The organism is Tropicimonas sediminicola (assembly GCF_900188335.1).
GTDB lineage: Bacteria > Pseudomonadota > Alphaproteobacteria > Rhodobacterales > Rhodobacteraceae > Tropicimonas > Tropicimonas sediminicola.
The window spans coordinates 19,015-36,544 of record NZ_FZOY01000002.1; the positions used below are offsets into that span (position 1 = coordinate 19,015).

Genomic DNA, 17,530 nt, shown 5'->3' on the forward strand with positions numbered 1-17,530 from the left:
TTCTGGCGGGCACCGGCACACGCTCGGCGGTTGCGGTGCCCTCCGCCCGGGGCCGGATTGACGCTCGCATGTGCGCATGAAACAAACGGGGCGGTCGCGGCGATCCCGGGCCAGAGGAGATCCAAGGAGCCGCCGTTGATCAGCCTGCCGCACCGGACCGTTTTCGTGCACATTCCCAAGTGCGGCGGTCAGAGCATCGAGGCGGCGTTCTGCGAGGATCTCGGTCTGGACTGGGCCCGGCATCGCCACCTGCTGCTGATGTTCGAGCGGCCGGAGAACGGAGGCTGGGGCGGCTCCGTCAATCGCCTCGCCCACCTGCCGGCCCGCGACTACGTCGACCACGACTACCTGCCCCGGGGGCTCTGGGAGACATTCTTCACCTTCTCGACGGTGCGCAACCCGTTCGCCCGTCTCGAATCGCTTTACTTCTATTCCCGGGCGAACAAGCGTGCGGATTTCGAGGCATTCGTGAATCGCATGGTCCCGCGCCGCATCGCCAACGAGATGTATCGCCCGCAGTCGACCTTTCTCACCGACGCGGAAGGCGAGGTTCTCGTCAGCCGGATCTACCGGCTCGAAACGCTCTCGCGCGACTGGTCCGACATCCGCCGGCGCGCCGGCCTGTCGACGGATCTACCGCACAAGAACCGCTCCACCCGCGCGCCGCTGGAATGGACCGACCGGATGCGGGACATTGCGCGCGAGGTCTATGCCGATGACTTCACGCTGCTCGCCTATGATCCGGAAACCGGCGCGCCGATGGGCGATGCCCTACCTTCCGGCGCCGGTCCCGCCACGGCGGGCGTGCCGTCGCATGGGCCCGGATGACCGGTTTTCCACACGCCGCCCCGCCACGCCAAGGAGGGGTATCATTCAATTCCAAATCCCCTATGCTGGCGCTGACGGGGATAGTTAACAGAGAGTCCTGACCACCCATGTCGCAGAGTATCGACTACGGAAAACTCATGCACCGGGCGATGCGCGGCCTGATCCAGGAGGTGCTTGGCGAAGTCGCCACACGCGGACTTCCGGGCCAGCACCATTTTTTCATCACCTTCGACACCACGCACCCCGACGTTGCGATCGCCGACTGGCTGCGCGACCGCTACCCGGAGGAGATGACGGTGGTGCTCCAGCATTGGTTCGACAACCTGGACGTGACCGACGAGGGCTTCTCCGTGACCCTGAATTTCGGGGACACGCCGGAGCCCCTCTATATCCCCTACGACGCGATCGCGACCTTCGTGGACCCCTCTGTCGAGTTCGGCCTGCGGTTCGAGACCGGCCACGCCGACGAGGATGACGAGGACGACGCCCATGCCTCCGAGCCCTATGACGAGGACGACGAGGAAGCCCCGCTGGCCGAAAACATCGAGCCCGAGCCGGTGAAGGACGCGGAAATCGTGAGCCTCGATTCCTTCCGGAAGTAACGCCGCCTCGCCACGAAACACCACCTGCCGCCGGGCCCATGGCATCCTGCGCCAATTGGCCCGGCCCGACGGGCATCTGTTGCTGTTGCCCCGTCCCGAACCTGCGGATAAACCCCATCCGACCGCCAACCGGAGGATGACCGCGATGTCGCAGACCCGCACCGAAACCGACAGCTTCGGCCCGCTTGAAGTTCCCGCAGACAAGTACTGGGGCGCCCAGACCCAGCGTTCGATCATGAACTTTCCCATCGGATGGGAAAAGCAGCCGGTGCCGATCGTCCGCGCGCTCGGTGTGATCAAGAAAGCCTGTGCCATCGCCAACACGGCCTCGGGCAAGCTGCCGAAGGACCTCGGCGAGGCGATCCAGACCGCCGCGCAGGAGGTGATCGACGGCAAGCTGGACGACAACTTCCCGCTCGTGGTCTGGCAGACCGGTTCGGGCACCCAGTCCAACATGAACGCCAACGAGGTCATCGCAAACCGTGCGATCGAGCTTCTCGGCGGCGTCATCGGATCCAAGGACCCGGTGCACCCGAACGACCATTGCAACATGGGCCAGTCGTCCAACGACACCTTCCCGACCGCCATGCACATCGCCACCGCCATGCAGGCGCGCGACGTGCTGCTGCCGGGCCTGCGCAAGCTGCACTCGGCGCTGCAGGCGAAGGTCGTGGAGTTCGACGGCATCATCAAGATCGGCCGCACCCACACCCAGGACGCCACGCCGCTGACCCTCAGCCAGGAATTCTCCGGCTATGTGCATCAGCTCAAAAAGTCCATCGAACGCGTTGAAATTGCTCTGAAAGATATCTACGAGCTGGCCCAGGGCGGCACCGCCGTCGGCACCGGGCTCAACACGGTCGAGGGCTGGGACGTGGAAGTCGCCGGCCACATGGCCGACATCACCGGCCTGCCCTTCGTCACCGCGCCGAACAAGTTCGAGGCGCTGGCCGCGCATGACGCGATGGTCGAGATGTCCGGCACGCTCAAGACCGTCGCCGCCTCGCTCTTCAAGGTCGCCTCGGACATCCGCCTGCTCGGCTCCGGCCCGCGCTGCGGCCTCGGCGAACTGCTGCTGCCCGAAAACGAGCCCGGCTCGTCGATCATGCCCGGCAAGGTCAACCCGACCCAGTGCGAGGCGATGACCCAGGTCTGCTGCCACGTCATGGGCAACGACATGGCGGTCGGCATGGCCGGCTCCCAGGGCCATTTCGAGCTCAACGTCTACAAGCCGATGATGGCCTACAACGTGCTGCAATCCATGCAGCTTCTGGGCGATGTCTGCTCGGCCTTCACCGACAATCTCGTCGAGGGGCTGAAGGCCGACCGGGAGCGGATCGAAAAGCTGCGCGACGAATCGCTGATGCTGGTCACCGCGCTCGCCCCGACCATCGGCTACGACAACGCCACCAAGGTCGCCAAGACCGCACACAAGAACCGCACCACGTTGAAGGAAGAAGCGATCAACCTCGGTTTCGTCGACGAAGCCACCTTCGACGCCGTCGTGCGGCCTGAAAACATGGTTGGCCCGAAGCCGAAAGGCTGAGCCAGCAAGTGCGCAAGATTGCCCCGCCCGCATACCGCGGGCGGGTTTTCCATTTAAGACAAGTGGTTACGCCTCGCCCTTGATGGGGGCTGCGTCTTCGGTCCGGTTGCCGAAAGGGTATCTTCCAACAAAACGCGTGGTGCGTCCTCCACGGGGCTTGCTCTAGCCGGCCCAGTCAGAGCAGGCGCTCTCAAGGTTGAGCGGTCCGCTGTCGAACCAGCCGAGCACCTCGCGCCCTCCCGCTCCGCCCTTGCTCAGCACCACCGCCACCCACGAGCCTTCCGGGATATAGCCGAAACCGATCCTGTCGCCGCGCTCGATCGTCGCCAGGTGCCGAGCACCGCCGGCGTATCCCGAGAGGAGCGGCACGGAGGGGCCGATCCAGTTCAGGCAGGCCGAAGCGCCGTTGTCAGGCAGCGGCATGTCGGACAGACGGCGGTAGTGCTCCATCAGTGGAAGCTCCAGGTATGTGGATCCGGTATCGACCTTGCAGCCGATCTGCCGCTCCAGCGTCTGGATCGCGGCGACCTGCCGGGATTGCGGCGCGGCGAGCGCCACATCCTTGCCGAGGCAGTCGCCGTTGTCATAGAGCGCCTGGCCGAGCGCGGTGCCGAAACAATAGCCGGCCCGGTCCATGATGAGGTTGCGCATGAACCAGAGCTGGTTGCACTCAGCCTGGCCGTAGGGCCAGACATCGGCGCCGGCGGGCGATGCGAGGGTCAGGAAGGCGGCGAGGAATACGCGGCGAAGGGACATTGAAAACACCTCATGAAAATGGCGGAACGCCTTGGGGTGCCGCCAGTATCCATGGGAAGCCCTCGCCGGTCGAGAGCCGGCGAAGATGTCTTTCACCGGAGGCGCGGCGGCGCTAGGCTGCTCGCATGGCAGACCCGATCAATCTCAACCGGTTTCGCAAGGCCAAGGCCCGCAAGCAGGCGCGCGAGGACGCCGACCGCAATTCCGTTCTGTACGGGCTACCAAAGGCCAAGAAGACGCGCGCGCGTGCCGAGGCCGAGCGAATTGCCCGCCTCCACGAGGGCGGTCGACGCGAGGACGGCTCGGAATCGGACGAGACCGGCGACTAGGGCTTTTCCGCCACAAGGATTCCGCGCCTGATTCGAGGGGCTTGCGCCATGGGGCGGCAGGGTCGATCCTGATTTCACAAGAACGAGGCGCGCCACGCGCCCGCGCCGCAACGACGGCCACGAGCAGGATCGGACCCCAAGGGCATGGAAAACGCCCCCAAGAGAGCCTTTGCACGGGCGCATCCCGTGCCGCGTGCGGAGCGTTTCCCGCACCCCCTGGTTTTGCGCCCGGAACATCTGTCGGACGGACCAGCGCGGGAGTTGCGTCCCGGTGCCTGGCTGGTTTCGGCAGTCGCCGCCGAGGCGCGGATCATGACGCCGACCGGCCCGTGCCCCGCGGGACGGCTCGTGCCGGGCGAACGTGTTCTGACACTTGGCGCCGGCGCCTGCCGCGTGTTGTGGACCGGACGGCGCTGCGTGACCGGCGGGCAGCTGGCGGGGTCTCCGGATTTCGGTGCGGTTCTCGTGCCCGAGGGGGCATTCGGTGGCGGTGCGCCGCGGCGTCCGCTGCGGCTCTCACCGCATGCCGGGGTGCTGGTGTTTCCCGAGGGCGGACCGGCGGAGGGGGTGCTGGTCCCCGCGCGCGATCTCTGCGGCCATGCCGGCATCGCGATGGCCCCGGCCGCGACCGTCACCTATGTCCAGCTGCTGCTGGAGCGGCACGCGGTGATCTTGGCAGACGGCCTGCCGGTGGAGAGTTTCCATCCCGGCGCACTCGATGAAGGCCCGTGGAACTGCGGGCTTCGCGCCGAGATCCTGAGCGTGCTGCCGGACCTGGAGCATGACCTCGGCCTCTACGGCCCCGAGGCCCGCGGCCGGGCGACGCGCCGGCGATGAGCCGTCCGGTCAAGCGTTCGCTGACCCTATCGGGGCACCGCACCAGCGTCTCGCTCGAGGACGAGTTCTGGCGCGCCTTCCGCGAGATCGCCGCCGAGCGCGGGCAACCGATCAACGCGCTTGCCGCGGAGATCGACCGCGACAGGGGGCTGGACATGGGCCTTGCCTCGGCGATCCGGTTGTTTGTGCTGGCGGAATATCGAAGTCGGCTTGGAATTTAGATTTTTCAGTGACTTGCGGGGCGACGTTCGTGCAGGCGCAGCCAGATCCCGTCCCGCGCCCTTACGGTGAGTTGCGCCTGTGGTACCGGCACTCGCCCGGCGACGGTTTCAAACCGGAAACGGTCCACCAGCAGCGCCAACAGCAACACGCCCTCGATCATCGCGAACCCCGCGCCCGGGCAGACGCGCGGGCCGGAAGAGAACGGGATGAAGGCGTCGCGCTGGCACCGCCGGCCGTCCTCCGTCTTCCAGCGGTCCGGGTCGAAGCCATCCGGGTTCTCCCAGATCCGGGTGTGCCGATGGAGGTGCCAGGGCGAAAGCACGATCTGGCTGCCGGTCGGCACCGCCCGGTCGCGGAATTGCTCCGGCCGCGTGGCCTGGCGCACCATCATCGGCACCGGCGGATAGAGTCGCAGCGCTTCGCGGAACACATTCCGTGTGAAACTCAGGCGGGAAAGGTCTGAAAAACCGACACTTCCTGCGCCAAGCGCTTCGACCTCCGCCGCCACCCGCGCCTGCGCCTCCGGGAACTCGGCCAGCAGGTAGAGCGCCCATGCCAGTGCGGAGGCCGATGTCTCGTGCCCCGCGAGAAAGAAGATCGCCACCTGGTCGACCATCTCCCCGGTGTCGAACGGCCTGCCCGTTTCCGGGTCCGGCGTGGTCATGATCTTGGTCGCAAGGTCGTCGGGCGCGGTACCGGCCCGGATGCTGGCCATCCGCTCTTCGGTCAGCCGCGAGATCAGCTGACGTATACGCGCCGCGCTGCGCCGGGTCCGGGTGCCATGCGGCCGTGGCAGCCAGCGCGGGAGCGGCAGGAAAGCCGCGAGATTGACCAGTGGTTGACTGCGCTGGAAGGCGCGGAACTCGGCAAAGACCTCGGCGGCAAGCTCGTGTTCGATCGGGATCGAGAAAAGGGTGCGAAAGATCACATCCGCCGCCGCGTGGCTCGCCTCGGCCTCGATCTCCACCGGCTGTCCGTCGGCCCGTGCCGCCAGCCGCTCCACTGCCGCCTCGGCCGCCGCCAGCATCGCCGGGAAGGCCTCGCGCAATCGCCCGCCCTCGAAGGCCGGGTCGATGATCCGACGCTGCCGCTCCCAGGTCGCGCCGTTGGTGACGAAGACGCTGTTGCCCAAGAGCGGCGCCAGCCCCTCGCGAACGCGACCGGACTTCGGGAAATCCTGCGGCCGCGCATTCAGCACCGTCTTCACGAGTTCGGGCTGGTTGACGAGAAAGCTGCGGAAGAACGGCGTCCTGAACTCGGCCATCCAGGCGCGGTAGAGCCGCTCCGGCTGGGCAGAGAGGATATCCTGCCGAAAGAGCCGCAGGTAGCGCAGGAGCGAAACTTTCTCCGCTCGCGAGGCCGGCTTCGGCGGACGCTTACCGGGCATCGCGCCGCTCCATCGACCTTTGCCGCGACACCGGTCGCCGGATGGCGCTGGCCGAGGAGGTGCGGTGCCCGAACCGGTCGCCGAGCGTCTTCGGTCCGGCGGTGATGCGGAAGTAATCGTAGTCCGCCGGCCGGTCGAAGGCGCAGAGATACTGGAAATGCAGCCGGAAGAACCGCCAGCGCAGCGCCTTCCATCGCTCCGGGCTCAGCGTTTGAGTGAAAGCGGCCGACAGGATCAGCGGCCAGCGTTGACCTTCGGGCGCCACCCCGCTGACAGCCGCGGGATCGCAGAGCGCGAAGGCACATCCGTCCCCGGGCGCGGTGATGTCGACCCAGACAAGCGCGTCGCTTGCCGACAGGAAGTGCAGGTCCGCCCGCAGCCGGCTGGCCGTGGGCAGGAAGGAGACCATCGGGATCACCTCGCCCAGGGTCAGCAGCGACAGCTCCGGGCGCGTACCGGCCAGGCGGCCGTCCCGGATCAGATCGGACAGGATCGACACCGCCAGATGGGCGCCCGAGGAATGGCCCACCACCAGCACTTCGTCGACGTCGCTCCGGCACGCCGCCTCCACCACCTCCGCGAACTCGGCCATCCGCACCTCCAGCTCCGGCGGGTTCGCGCCGCCGAACTGGGCCGAAAAGGCGAAGTTGTGCATGAGGTACCGGGCGAGGACGAGATTGTCGTGCCGGGCGAACCAGGTGAGCACCGGCGGCACCACCGCCAGGCCGGCCAGCGCCAGTCCCCCCGGCGCCACGCTAGCGATCGCCCAGCCGACCGCCGCGGCAAAGACCAGCGCGACCAGCAATTGCAGGATCAGAACCACCAGCGGATAGATCGCCGCGATGGCCGGCCCCTTGCGCAGCCGCAGGACGCCGCCAAGCGCCCCCGAGCCGACATAGACGCGCAACGTGCGCAGCGCCTGCAAATAGGCCTGGACCAGCCCGCGATCCATCGAGGCCTTGACGATGTCGGACCAGCCGAGCACCGAGACCTCGCTCTCGACCTCCGTACCCTCGATGCGGGCCCGCACCGACCAGCCGTAGGGGTCACCGCCCCGTCCGGCAATGGCGATCTCGTAGCCCGAGATCCCGGCCTGCGCCTGCGCCTCCTTGCGGTAGAGTTCGCGATAGCGCCGGGCGTGGAAGGGATCGTAGCCGGGCACATAGATCACCCGCCGCCGCCGCACCGGGCCGCCTGGCACTGGATCAAGGCTCTGGCCCATCTCTTCTTCTGTCCGAAAATATCCCGGGGGAGCGCCACCGGCCCGGCCGGTGGCGTCGGGGGCAGCGCCCCCTGCCCCTCAGCCCATCCGCCGCAGCCGCTTGAACAGCGACGACGTATCCCAACGCCCGCCACCCATCTTCTGCACGTCCTTGTAGAACTGGTCGACCAGCGCGGTCACCGGCAGGCTGGCGCCGGTCTCATCGGCGGTCGACAGGCAGATGTTGAGATCCTTGCGCATCCAGTCGACGGCGAAACCGTGCTCGAACTTGTCGTCCAGCATGGTCTCGTAGCGGTTGGACATCTGCCAGGAACCGGCGGCGCCCTGGCTGATCACCTCGACCACCGCGCGGCCGTCGAGCCCGGCCTTCTCTGCGAAATGCAGCGCCTCGCTCAGCCCCTGTACGAGCCCGGCGATGGCGATCTGGTTGGCCATCTTGGTCATCTGGCCCGCGCCGCTCTCGCCCAGCCTCCGGCAGATCTTGGAATAGGCCGCGATGACCGGCTCGGCCCGCTGGTAGGCGCCGGCGTCGCCGCCGCACATCACCGACAGCTGGCCGTTCTCGGCGCCGGCCTGGCCGCCCGAAACCGGCGCATCGACGAAGCTCACCTGGTGGCTGTCGGCCAGGGCCGCCATCTGGCGCGTGACCTTGGCCGAGACCGTGGTGTGATCGACGAAGACCGAGCCCGGCTGCATCGCGGCCAGCGCCCCGGCCTCGCCCGCGCAGACCTCGCGCAGATCGTCGTCGTTGCCGACACAGGACATCACGAAGTCCTGCCCCGCCGCCGCCGCCGCCGGGGTCGGCGCCGTTGCACCGCCATGGGCCTCCGCCCAGGCTTCCGCTTTCGCGGCGGTTCGGTTGTAGACCGTCACCGTGTGACCAGCCTTCACGAGGTGTCCGGCCATCGGATAGCCCATCACCCCCAGCCCCAAGAACGCAACCTTTGCCATGTTTTCCCTTTCGTCAGGCTTGTGCCTCCGCCGGCCCCGCGCGATGGCACCGCAAAAGCGGTTCCAACCGCCGAACTGGCGCTTTAGGTTCACCAAAGACCTACCCGGCTTGTCGCGGCGGTCAATAGAAAGGGGCAGGATGGAAGGGCTTTTCCGCTGGACGCTGCGGCTGTTCATGGTGCTTGTGGTGCTGATCACGGGGGCGGCATCGCTCGCCTATTACTTCGCGGCTGGCTCGTTGCCGGATTACAGCGCGACCTACCGGCTGAGGGGACTCTCCGCCCCGGTCGAGATCGTGCGCGACAATGCCAACGTGCCCCACATTCTCGGCCAGACCGACGAGGACAGCTTCTTTGGCCTTGGATTCGTTCATGCCCAGGACCGTCTCTGGCAGATGACCCTGCTGCGCCGGACCGCGCAGGGCCGGCTCTCGGAGCTCTTCGGCGCGCGGACCGTTCAGACCGACGAGCTGATGCGGCGGCTGGACATCTACCGCCTCGCCAGTGCGTCGGTCGAGGCGCAGGATGCCGAGACACAGAGCGCGCTTCGGGCCTATGCCGCCGGGGTGAACGCCTGGATCGAGACGGTGAACAGTGAGGCCCTCGGCCGTGGCGCGCCCGAGTTCTTCCTGTTCTCGCCGGAGATCGCCCCCTGGCAGCCGGCCGATTCCATCGCCATCGCCAAGCTCATGGCCCTCGACATGACCGCCCATATGCAGAACGAGATCCTGCGTGCCCGGGCCTCGCTGGTGCTGCCGTCCGAACGGCTGATCGACCTGATGCCCGATGTGCCTGCCGGGCTCGAGGGCACCCTGCCCGCCGATTACGGCGCGCTCTTTCCCGACCTGCCCCGCCATGCCCGCGCCTCCACGTGGCAACCCGACCCGCTGTCGCCGGTCGGGCGAGCGGCCTTCGCCGGGGCGTCCAACGTCTGGGCCGCGGCGCCGGAGCGCGCGGCGGCGGGCGCGGCACTCCTCGCCAACGACCCGCACATGCAACTGACCGCGCCCTCGATCTGGTACCTCGCCCGGCTGGAGCTTTCCTCGGGCGGCGTGATCGGCGGCACGATTCCGGGCATGCCGATCGTGCTCTCGGGGCGCTCCGACCGGCTCGCCTGGGGCATCGCCGTGGCCTACGCGGACGATCAGGACCTCCACATGGAGGAGCTGAACCCCGCCAACACCCAGCAGTACCGCACACCGAACGGCTGGAAGGACTTCCGCACCGAACGCTCGATCATCCGCGTCGCCGAGGAAGCGCCGGTGACCATAACCCTGCGCTGGTCCGACAACGGCCCGGTCCTGCCGCGCAGCCATTTCGACCTCGACCAGGTGACCCCGGCCAATCACGTCGCCTCCCTCTCCTGGACCGGGCTCGACGCCGCCGACACCTCGCTCAGCGCGGCGATCCGGATGATGCGCGCGAACAGCGTGGCCGAGGCCGTCGAGGCCGGGCGCGATTTCATCGTCCCCGCGCTCAACGTCGTCCTGGCCGATGGCGAAACCATCGGGATGCAGGTGTTCGGCGCCATCCCCGACCGCGACCCGGCGCATTACAGCCAGGGCCGGATGCCCTCGCTGGGCTGGATGCCCGAGAACGTCTGGCGCGGCCGCAAACCCTACGAGAGCAATCCGCGGCGGCTCTCGCCGGCCTCCGGCATCGTCGGCAACACCAACAATCGCACCACCGAGGCGCCGTTCCCCGACCATGTAAGCTTTGTCTGGGGCGACACGCAGCGGATCCAGCGCTGGCGCAAGCTGATGGCTGAGCGCGAGGTGCACACCCGCGAGAGCTTCATCGCGGCCCAGCTCGACACCGTGTCCGTCACCGCCCGCTCCCTGCTGCCGCTGATCGCGCGCGAGTTGTGGTACACCGGCGAGGCGGCCGAGGACGGCACGCCGGAGCGCCAGCGCCAGGTCGCCCTGGAGCTGCTCGCCAACTGGAACGGCGAGATGAACGAGCACCTGCCGGAGCCGCTTATCTATGCCGCCTGGCTGCGGCAGTTGCAGCACAAGCTCATCGTCGACGAGATCGGCCAACTCGAGAACGAGTTCCCCCATCCCGATCCGATCTTCATCGAGCGGGTGTTCCGCGACATCGACGGCGCCTCGGCCTGGTGCGACATCCAGCAGTCGACGATCACCGAGACCTGCGCCGACACCGCCCGGATCGCGCTCGACGAGGCGCTGCTCTGGATCGGGGAACGCTATGGCACGGCGCTGGAAAGCCTGCGGTGGGGCGATGCCCACCAGGCCCGGCACGATCACCTGATCCTCGGCGAGATCCCGGTGCTGCAATGGTTCGTCAACATCCACCAGTCGACCTCGGGCGGCGACAACACGATGCAGCGGGCGCTGACCGTCGGCACCGGCCCCGACCCGTTCGACAACGTCCACGCCGCCGGCTATCGCGGGGTCTACGATTTCGCCGATCCCGACGCCTCGGTCTTCGTAACGGCCACGGGGCAGTCCGGCCACCCGCTGAGCCGGCACTATGACGACCTCGGGGAGCGTTGGCGGCGGGGCGAATACATCCCGATGTCGTTGAACCCCGAACTGGCGCGCGCGGGCGCGGTGGGCACGACCATGCTGGAGCCGCGCTGACCCGCTTGTCGGACGCGCGTGGCCCGAAGAAAGCGAGGGGCCAGCCCCTCGCGCTCCCCGGGATACTTATGGACAGGAGATGGAAAGAGCGGCTCAGAGCCGCTCGAAGGCGTCCTTCTGACGAGCGGTCCAGCGGACCTCGATGTCCCAGCCGCTGTCATCCTGCCGCTCGGCGGTGACGAGCCGGTTCTCGTGCAGCCAGGCGTGCTTGCGCCCGTCGGAAAAGGCGAGCCGCACCTCGGCATCGCTGCGGATGCCGTCGAGCGCCTCGGTCACGGCCTCGACCAGCGCATCCAGCCCCTCGCCCGTCCAGGCCGACAGCGTGTGCACCTCCGGCCGGCGGGCGGCGAGCGTTTCCACCGCCTCCCGGCTCTCCGCCGGCACCAGGTCGATCTTGTTCCAGACCTCGAGCCGGGGCGTGTCCTCGGTGACGCCGAGGTCCTGCAGGATCGCCTCGACGTCCCGCGCCTGGGCCTCGGTTTCGACATGGCTGATGTCGCGCACGTGGACGATCAGGTCGGCGGAGAGGACCTCTTCCAGCGTGGCGCGGAAAGCGGCGACGAGCTGGGTCGGCAGGTCGGAGATGAAGCCCACGGTGTCCGACAGGATCACCTTCTGTCCGGTCGTCAGCTTCACCGCCCGCATCGTCGGGTCCAGCGTGGCGAAGAGCATGTCCTTGGCCAGCACCTCCGCCCCCGTCAGGCGGTTGAACAGCGTCGACTTGCCGGCGTTGGTGTAGCCCACCAGCGCCACCACCGGGAACGGCACCTTGGCGCGGGACGCGCGGTGCAGGGCGCGGGTCTTGACCACCTTGCCGAGTTGACGGCGGATCCGGGTGATCGCCTCGTCGATGGCGCGCCGGTCGGCCTCGATCTGGGTTTCGCCGGGGCCGCCGACAAAGCCCAGTCCGCCGCGCTGGCGCTCCAGGTGGGTCCAGGCGCGGACAAGGCGGGTGCGCTGGTAGCTGAGCGCGGCCAGCTCGACCTGCAGCACACCCTCTCGGGTGGCGGCGCGATCGGCGAAGATCTCGAGGATCAGGCCGGTGCGATCGAGCAGCTTGACGCCCCATTCCTTCTCGAGGTTGCGCTGCTGGACCGGCGTCACCGGGCCGTCGATCAGGACCAGGCCGATCTCCTCGGCCTTGATCTGCTGCTTGAGTTCCTCGAGCTTGCCGCTGCCGAACAGCGTGCCGGGCTGCGGCGTCCGCACCGGCACGACGGCGCCGCGCACGACGTCGAGCCCCGGCAGAGCCTCTGCCAGGGCGATGGCCTCGGCCAAGCCGGACGCCGCGGGGCGCCGGTGCTGGTCGGACTGGATATCGGGATGCAGGACGAGCGCGCGTTCATCCGGTCCGGAACGCGCCCCTTCCCCGCCGGCGGGCTGGGTCAGTCGTCACCCTCGTAGAGATTGATGGGCTGGGACGGCATGATCGTGGAGATCGCGTGCTTGTAGACGAGCTGCGACTGTCCGTCGCGGCGCAGCAGCACGCAGAAATTGTCGAACCAGGTGATCACGCCTTGCAGCTTGACGCCGTTGATCAGGAAAATCGTCACGGGGACCTTTGTCTTCCGGACGTGATTAAGGAATGCATCCTGCAAGTTCTGCTTATCTGCAGCCATTATTCTTGCCTTGTATTGTTATAGTTAGCGGATCGCCATCTTTCGATTCCGGGCGGCAACCCACCCTTCGCGACTCACTATTATATGGGAGCGCGGCAGATTCCAGCCCCGATCCCGCTTTACCCCCAAAGGTATTTCGCACCTGCGGCAATGTCTCGCGCCTCATCGACGCCAGAACTGCGGATTGAAGAGCGCCAGAAGGGCCAGAGTCTCCAGCCGTCCGAGCGCCATGGCGAGCGCGAGGATCACCTTGCCGGGATCGTTCAGCGCCGCGTAGCTGACCGGATGATCCAGCACCACGTGCCCCGCCGGACCGGTGGTGGAGAGCGCGGCCACCGCCATCACCATCGATTGCTCGAAATTCGCGCCGCTGGCGGACAGCGCTATCGACACCGCGGCAAAGGAGACCGCGAAGAGCATGAAGAAGATCCAGGCGACATAGGCCCCCTGGGTGCGGATGCCACGCGCCGCAGCGCCCGCGCCACCGACCGAATGCGGATAGACGAGCCGTTCCAGCTCGCGCTCGGAATGCTTGTAGAGCGCGTAGACCCGCAGCAGTTTCACGCCGCCCGCCGTCGTCCCGACGCCGCCGCCGATCAGCGCGAGCCCAAGCAGAACCAGCCCCGGCGTCTGGAGCCCCGACCAGGCGCTGGCGATGTCCCAGTCGGCGCTCACGAACCCGGTGGTCGACAGGAACGACAGCACGCTGAAGGTCGAGCCCCAGAGCACGTCGATGGCCGAGGGCAGCGCGTCGATCGTGTTGACCTCGTAGGCGCCGATCCAGTGGCGCAGGAACAGGAAGCTCGGCACAAGGATGACCAGCGCCGCGCCGATCCGCGCCTCCGGGTCCGCTGCGATGGCCTGCAGCCCCCGCTTGCTGAACGAACCGGTGAAAGTAAGCCGGGTGATCGCGAAGGCGAAGAAAAGGAAGATCAGCGCCTCGCCCGCCGTCCCGGCCTGCGACTGCTCCATGCTGGCGAGCGGGCTGATCCCGCTGGTGGCAAGCGTCGACATGGCGTGGCAGATCGCGGCCAGCGGCGCCTCGCCGAGGGCAAGCAGGCCGATCCAGAGTATCAGCGTCAGGCCGGCGTAGATCGGCAGCAGCTGCCGGGTGTAGCGCCAGAGACGTTCGCGGGGGGCGTTCGCCTCGAACCCCGTGCCGCGCCGGCCGGGCCGCGCGCCGGCGCCGAGCCGTGCCGCTGAAATCACCTCGAACCCGCCGAGGTTCATCGACGCCATCAGCGCGAAGGCCGCCACCCAGAAGAGGAATCCGCCCATCCAGCCGACCAGGGCCCGCCACAGGTGCAGCGGGTCCGGCAGGCGCGAGGCTTCGAAGAGCGTGGCGCCGGTGGTGGTGAGCGACGAGACCATCTCCACCCAGGCGTTCATGAAGGTCGTCGACTGCACGACCTGCTGGAACGGTACCGCCAGCATCAGCGGCAGCAGCGTGTAGGCGGCCACCAGCGCTGCGAGGTGGCTGCGCACCAGGCTGCGCGAGCGGTGGTTCGCCATCGCGAGCGCGATGATGGCGGTCAGGAAGAAGAACAGCGCCGCCGACTGGCCGAACACATGCGCCACCCGGTAATCCTCGATCGCCAACCCATGGATCGCAGGCACCAGCATCGCCAGCGCGCCGATGCCCATGAGAAGCACGATCAGCGGAAGTTCGAGCAGGCGGGCCATCGTCCGGCGCGGCTCAGAAGAAGTCGATGGAGACCTGCAGCAGCTGCTCCACCTCGCGCACGTCGTCGGCCATGGCAAAGATCATCACGATATCGCCTTCGAGAATCCGGGTCGTCCCGCGCGGCTTCAGGATCTCGTCGCCCCGCTTGATCGCGCCGACGAGCGCGCCCTCGGGGAACTCGATCTCGCTGATCGCCCGGCCAGAGATCGGCGAGGTCGACAGCACCTGCGCCTCGATCATCTCGGCCTCCGCGTCGCCGATCGAATAGACGCTGCGCACCCGACCGTGCCGGATGTGCCGCAGGATCGAGCTGACCGTGGTGGCCCGCGGGTTGACGTAGGCGTCGATGTCGAGCGGCTCCATCAGGCTCACCAGCGTCGGGTCGTTGACCAGCGCGATCGCCATCTTGCAGCCGGCGGACTTGGCGCGCACGGCCGCGAGGAGGTTCACCTTGTCGTCGTCGGTCACGCAGACCACGGCATCGGCGCGGTCGATGCTCGCCTCCGCCAGCACCTCCGAATCCATTCCGTCGCCATGCAGCACGATCGTGCGCTCCAGCGCGTCGGCGGCGCGTTCGGCCTGCGAGCGGTTGCGTTCGATCACCCGCGCACGGATACGAGTCTGGCCCTTCTCCAGCGCCTTGGCGACCGCGAGCCCGACGTTGCCGGCCCCGATGATCACCACCCGCTCCTGACGGTGCGTGGGTTTGCCGAAGATCTCCAGCGTGCGGTTCACATCCTCGGAGACGGAAACCACGTAGACCTGGTCCTGCGCGAAGAGCTGGTCGTTCGGTTCGGGCGCAAACAGCGTGCCTTCGCGGCGGATACCCACCACGACCGCGCGCAGGGTCGAGAACAGGTCGGTCAGCTGCCGGAGCGGCGTGTTCAGAACCGGGCAATCCTCGTCAAGCTGGATGCCGAGAAGCTGCACGCGGCCGTCGAGGAAGCTCTCTGTGTCGAAGGTCGTCGGCGCGGCAATCCGCTGGAGCGCGGCCTCGGCGACCTCCTTCTCCGGGCTGATCACCACGTCGATCGGCAGGTGATCCCGCTTGTAGAGATCGCGGTAGATCGCCTCGAGATAGGATTGCGCCCGGAGCCGCGCGATCTTGCGGGTCACGCCAAAGACCGAGTGGGCCACCTGGCAGGTGACCATGTTGACCTCGTCGGAATGGGTCGCGGCGATCACCATGTCGGCGTCGCGCGCACCGGCGCGGTCGAGTACGTCGGGATAGCTTGCAAACCCCGCGATCCCGCCGACATCGAGCGTATCGGTGGCCCGGCGGACCAGATCGGGGTTGTTGTCGACGACGGTAACGTCGTTCTGTTCGCTGGAAAGGTGCCGGGCGATCTGCCAGCCGACCTGCCCTGCCCCACAGATGATGACTTTCATCGCTCCAGCCTGTTGCCTCATGCGGTTGGCACAGGGATGGCAGAGCCCGGCGGGAGCGTCAACGCCTCGCGACACCGGCCCGCGATGAACCCGGCCGCCGGCGATCCCTAGGGACCATCCGGCGGCAGGTGAGATCGCGGATTACTCGGCCGCCTGGGAAGCCTCTTCCACATGGGCGACGCGCGTTCCGGCCTTGGAAGACGTCACCACGCCGAGCGATTTCAGTTTGCGGTGCAGCGCCGAGCGCTCCATCCCGACGAAGGTCGCGGTGCGGCTGATGTTGCCGCCGAACCGGTTGATCTGGGTCAGCAGGTATTCCCGCTCGAAAAGCTCCCGCGCCTCACGCAGCGGCAGCGTGGCCAGCGCCCCCGAGAGCACCACCCGGCCATCGTCCGCTTCGCCGCGCTCGGCGCCTTCCAGCTCGCGCACCCCGATCAGCTCCCCCGAGTCGCCGAGGATCAGCACCCGCTCGATCACGTTCTTCAGCTGGCGGACGTTGCCCGGCAGGTGCATCGTTTGCAGCAGCGCCTCCGCTTCCTCGCTCAGCTCCCGCACCGGCAGACCCTGGCTGGCGTTCAGGCTCTCGATGAAATGCCGTGCCAGTTCGGGGATATCCTCGCGCCGCTCGTCGAGCCCCGGCACCCGGATCGGCACCACGTTCAGCCGGTGATAGAGCTCCTGGCGGAAGTTGCCGGCATCGATCTCGTCCTGCAGGTTGCGATTGGTCGAGGAAATCACCCGGATATCGACGCGCACCTTGTCGGAGCCGCCCACCCGCTGGAACTGCTGGTCGACCAGCACCCGCAGGATCTTGGACTGGGTGCCGAGCGGCATGTCGGCGATCTCGTCGAAATAGAGCACGCCGCCATTGGCCTCTTCCAGCAGGCCCGGCTCGACGCCGCGGTCGCCCGCCTCGCGGCCGAACAGCACCTCCTCCATGCGCTCCGGCTCGATCGAGGCCGAGTTGACCGAAATGAAAGGCGCGTTGGCGCGGTTGGAATTGGCGTGGATGTAGCGCGCGGCGACCTCCTTGCCGGCCCCGGCCGGCCCGGTCAGCATCACCCGGCCGTTGGAGCGGGTCACCTTGTCGAGCTGGGCCCTGAGCGCCTTGAACGCGGCGCTGGAGCCGATCATCTCGGCGGTTGTCACGTCCTTGCGCCGCAGTTCGGAGTTCTCCCGTCGCAGCCGCGAAGTCTCCATCGCGCGACGAATGACAACCAGCAACTGGTCGATATTGAACGGTTTCTCGATGAAGTCGTAGGCGCCCTGCTTGATCGCGGCGACGGCGATCTCGATGTTGCCATGCCCGGAGATGATGACCACCGGGATCTCGGGCCGGTCACGTTTCACCGCCTTGAGGATGTCGATCCCGTCCATCTTGCTGTCCTTCAGCCAGATGTCGAGGATCATCAGCGCCGGCGGTTCCTGCTCGATCGCGCCCATGCATTCCTCGGAGTTCGCGGCCAGCCGGACCGAGAAGCCTTCGTCGCGCAGGATATCGCCGATCAGCTCCCGGATATCCCGCTCGTCGTCAGTAATAAGAATGTCGCCCATAT

General features: G+C 67.5%; 16 protein-coding genes. 7 read left to right on the forward strand and 9 right to left on the reverse strand.

Annotated features, from left to right (window positions below; genetic code table 11):
* The first annotated feature begins 135 nt into the window (after positions 1-135).
* The 3 genes from CHB86_RS04330 (at position 136) to fumC (ending at position 2,976) form a co-directional block, all read left to right on the forward strand.
* Positions 136-828 carry a sulfotransferase family 2 domain-containing protein gene (locus tag CHB86_RS04330; RefSeq protein WP_176442768.1) on the forward strand — a complete coding sequence of 231 codons (693 nt, stop codon included), beginning with the start codon at positions 136-138 and terminating at the stop codon, positions 826-828.
* Positions 829-935: 107 nt separating this feature from the next.
* On the forward strand, positions 936-1,430 hold the full coding sequence (locus tag CHB86_RS04335) for an SspB family protein (protein ID WP_176442769.1): 495 nt from the start codon (positions 936-938) through the stop codon (positions 1,428-1,430).
* 145 nt (positions 1,431-1,575) lie between these two features.
* Positions 1,576-2,976, forward strand: coding sequence for a class II fumarate hydratase (fumC, locus tag CHB86_RS04340; protein ID WP_089232554.1), 1,401 nt, complete (start codon positions 1,576-1,578; stop codon positions 2,974-2,976).
* A gap of 162 nt (positions 2,977-3,138) precedes the next feature.
* On the opposite strand, the gene CHB86_RS04345 is transcribed toward fumC, so the two are convergent.
* The gene (locus CHB86_RS04345) at positions 3,139-3,732 is read right to left on the reverse strand and encodes a YARHG domain-containing protein (RefSeq protein ID WP_089231674.1); all 594 of its coding nucleotides are present in this window, start codon (positions 3,730-3,732) and stop codon (positions 3,139-3,141) included.
* Between the two features lie 125 nt (positions 3,733-3,857).
* Here CHB86_RS04345 and CHB86_RS04350 point away from each other — a divergent pair, with 125 nt between their 5' ends.
* The 3 genes from CHB86_RS04350 (at position 3,858) to CHB86_RS04360 (ending at position 5,119) form a co-directional block, all read left to right on the forward strand.
* Entirely contained in the window at positions 3,858-4,061 is a 204-nt protein-coding gene (locus CHB86_RS04350; RefSeq protein ID WP_089231675.1) for a DUF4169 family protein, read from the forward strand.
* Positions 4,062-4,205: 144 nt separating this feature from the next.
* Positions 4,206-4,898, forward strand: coding sequence for a Hint domain-containing protein (locus CHB86_RS04355; RefSeq protein ID WP_089231677.1), 693 nt, complete (start codon positions 4,206-4,208; stop codon positions 4,896-4,898).
* A complete protein-coding gene (locus tag CHB86_RS04360) occupies positions 4,895-5,119 on the forward strand; it encodes a ribbon-helix-helix domain-containing protein (RefSeq protein ID WP_089231679.1) in 225 nt (74 codons plus the stop codon). The genes CHB86_RS04355 and CHB86_RS04360 overlap by 4 nt, the downstream gene beginning before the upstream one ends.
* Positions 5,120-5,124: 5 nt before the next feature.
* On the opposite strand, the gene CHB86_RS04365 is transcribed toward CHB86_RS04360, so the two are convergent.
* The 3 genes from CHB86_RS04365 to CHB86_RS04375 all read right to left on the reverse strand — a co-directional run bounded on the left by CHB86_RS04365 (position 5,125) and on the right by CHB86_RS04375 (position 8,680).
* Positions 5,125-6,507, reverse strand: a complete 1,383-nt coding sequence (locus CHB86_RS04365) for a cytochrome P450 (protein ID WP_089231681.1) — start codon at positions 6,505-6,507, stop codon at positions 5,125-5,127.
* Positions 6,497-7,729, reverse strand: a complete 1,233-nt coding sequence (locus CHB86_RS04370) for a hypothetical protein (RefSeq protein ID WP_089231683.1) — start codon at positions 7,727-7,729, stop codon at positions 6,497-6,499. The genes CHB86_RS04365 and CHB86_RS04370 overlap by 11 nt, the downstream gene beginning before the upstream one ends.
* A gap of 78 nt (positions 7,730-7,807) precedes the next feature.
* Positions 7,808-8,680 carry an NAD(P)-dependent oxidoreductase gene (locus CHB86_RS04375; RefSeq protein WP_089231684.1) on the reverse strand — a complete coding sequence of 291 codons (873 nt, stop codon included), beginning with the start codon at positions 8,678-8,680 and terminating at the stop codon, positions 7,808-7,810.
* 139 nt (positions 8,681-8,819) lie between these two features.
* Between CHB86_RS04375 and CHB86_RS04380 the strand changes: the two genes are divergently transcribed.
* Positions 8,820-11,282, forward strand: coding sequence for a penicillin acylase family protein (locus CHB86_RS04380; protein ID WP_089231685.1), 2,463 nt, complete (start codon positions 8,820-8,822; stop codon positions 11,280-11,282).
* A 93-nt stretch (positions 11,283-11,375) separates the two neighbouring features.
* Here the strand turns inward: CHB86_RS04380 and hflX are convergent, their stop codons facing one another.
* The 5 genes from hflX to ntrX form a co-directional block, all read right to left on the reverse strand.
* Positions 11,376-12,671: a GTPase HflX gene (gene hflX / locus CHB86_RS04385; RefSeq protein ID WP_089231687.1), complete on the reverse strand. Its 1,296-nt coding sequence runs from the start codon at positions 12,669-12,671 to the stop codon at positions 11,376-11,378.
* Entirely contained in the window at positions 12,668-12,901 is a 234-nt protein-coding gene (hfq, locus tag CHB86_RS04390) for an RNA chaperone Hfq (RefSeq protein ID WP_089231689.1), read from the reverse strand. Before hfq ends, hflX begins: the two co-directional genes overlap by 4 nt.
* A 162-nt stretch (positions 12,902-13,063) precedes the next feature.
* Positions 13,064-14,584 carry a TrkH family potassium uptake protein gene (locus CHB86_RS04395; RefSeq protein WP_089231691.1) on the reverse strand — a complete coding sequence of 507 codons (1,521 nt, stop codon included), beginning with the start codon at positions 14,582-14,584 and terminating at the stop codon, positions 13,064-13,066.
* 13 nt (positions 14,585-14,597) lie between these two features.
* Positions 14,598-15,974, reverse strand: coding sequence for a Trk system potassium transporter TrkA (gene trkA / locus CHB86_RS04400; RefSeq protein WP_089231693.1), 1,377 nt, complete (start codon positions 15,972-15,974; stop codon positions 14,598-14,600).
* 141 nt (positions 15,975-16,115) lie between these two features.
* Positions 16,116-17,528 (reverse strand): nitrogen assimilation response regulator NtrX, encoded by a 1,413-nt coding sequence (ntrX, locus tag CHB86_RS04405; protein ID WP_089231695.1) that lies wholly within the window; start codon positions 17,526-17,528, stop codon positions 16,116-16,118.
* Between the last annotated feature and the right edge of the window lie 2 nt (positions 17,529-17,530).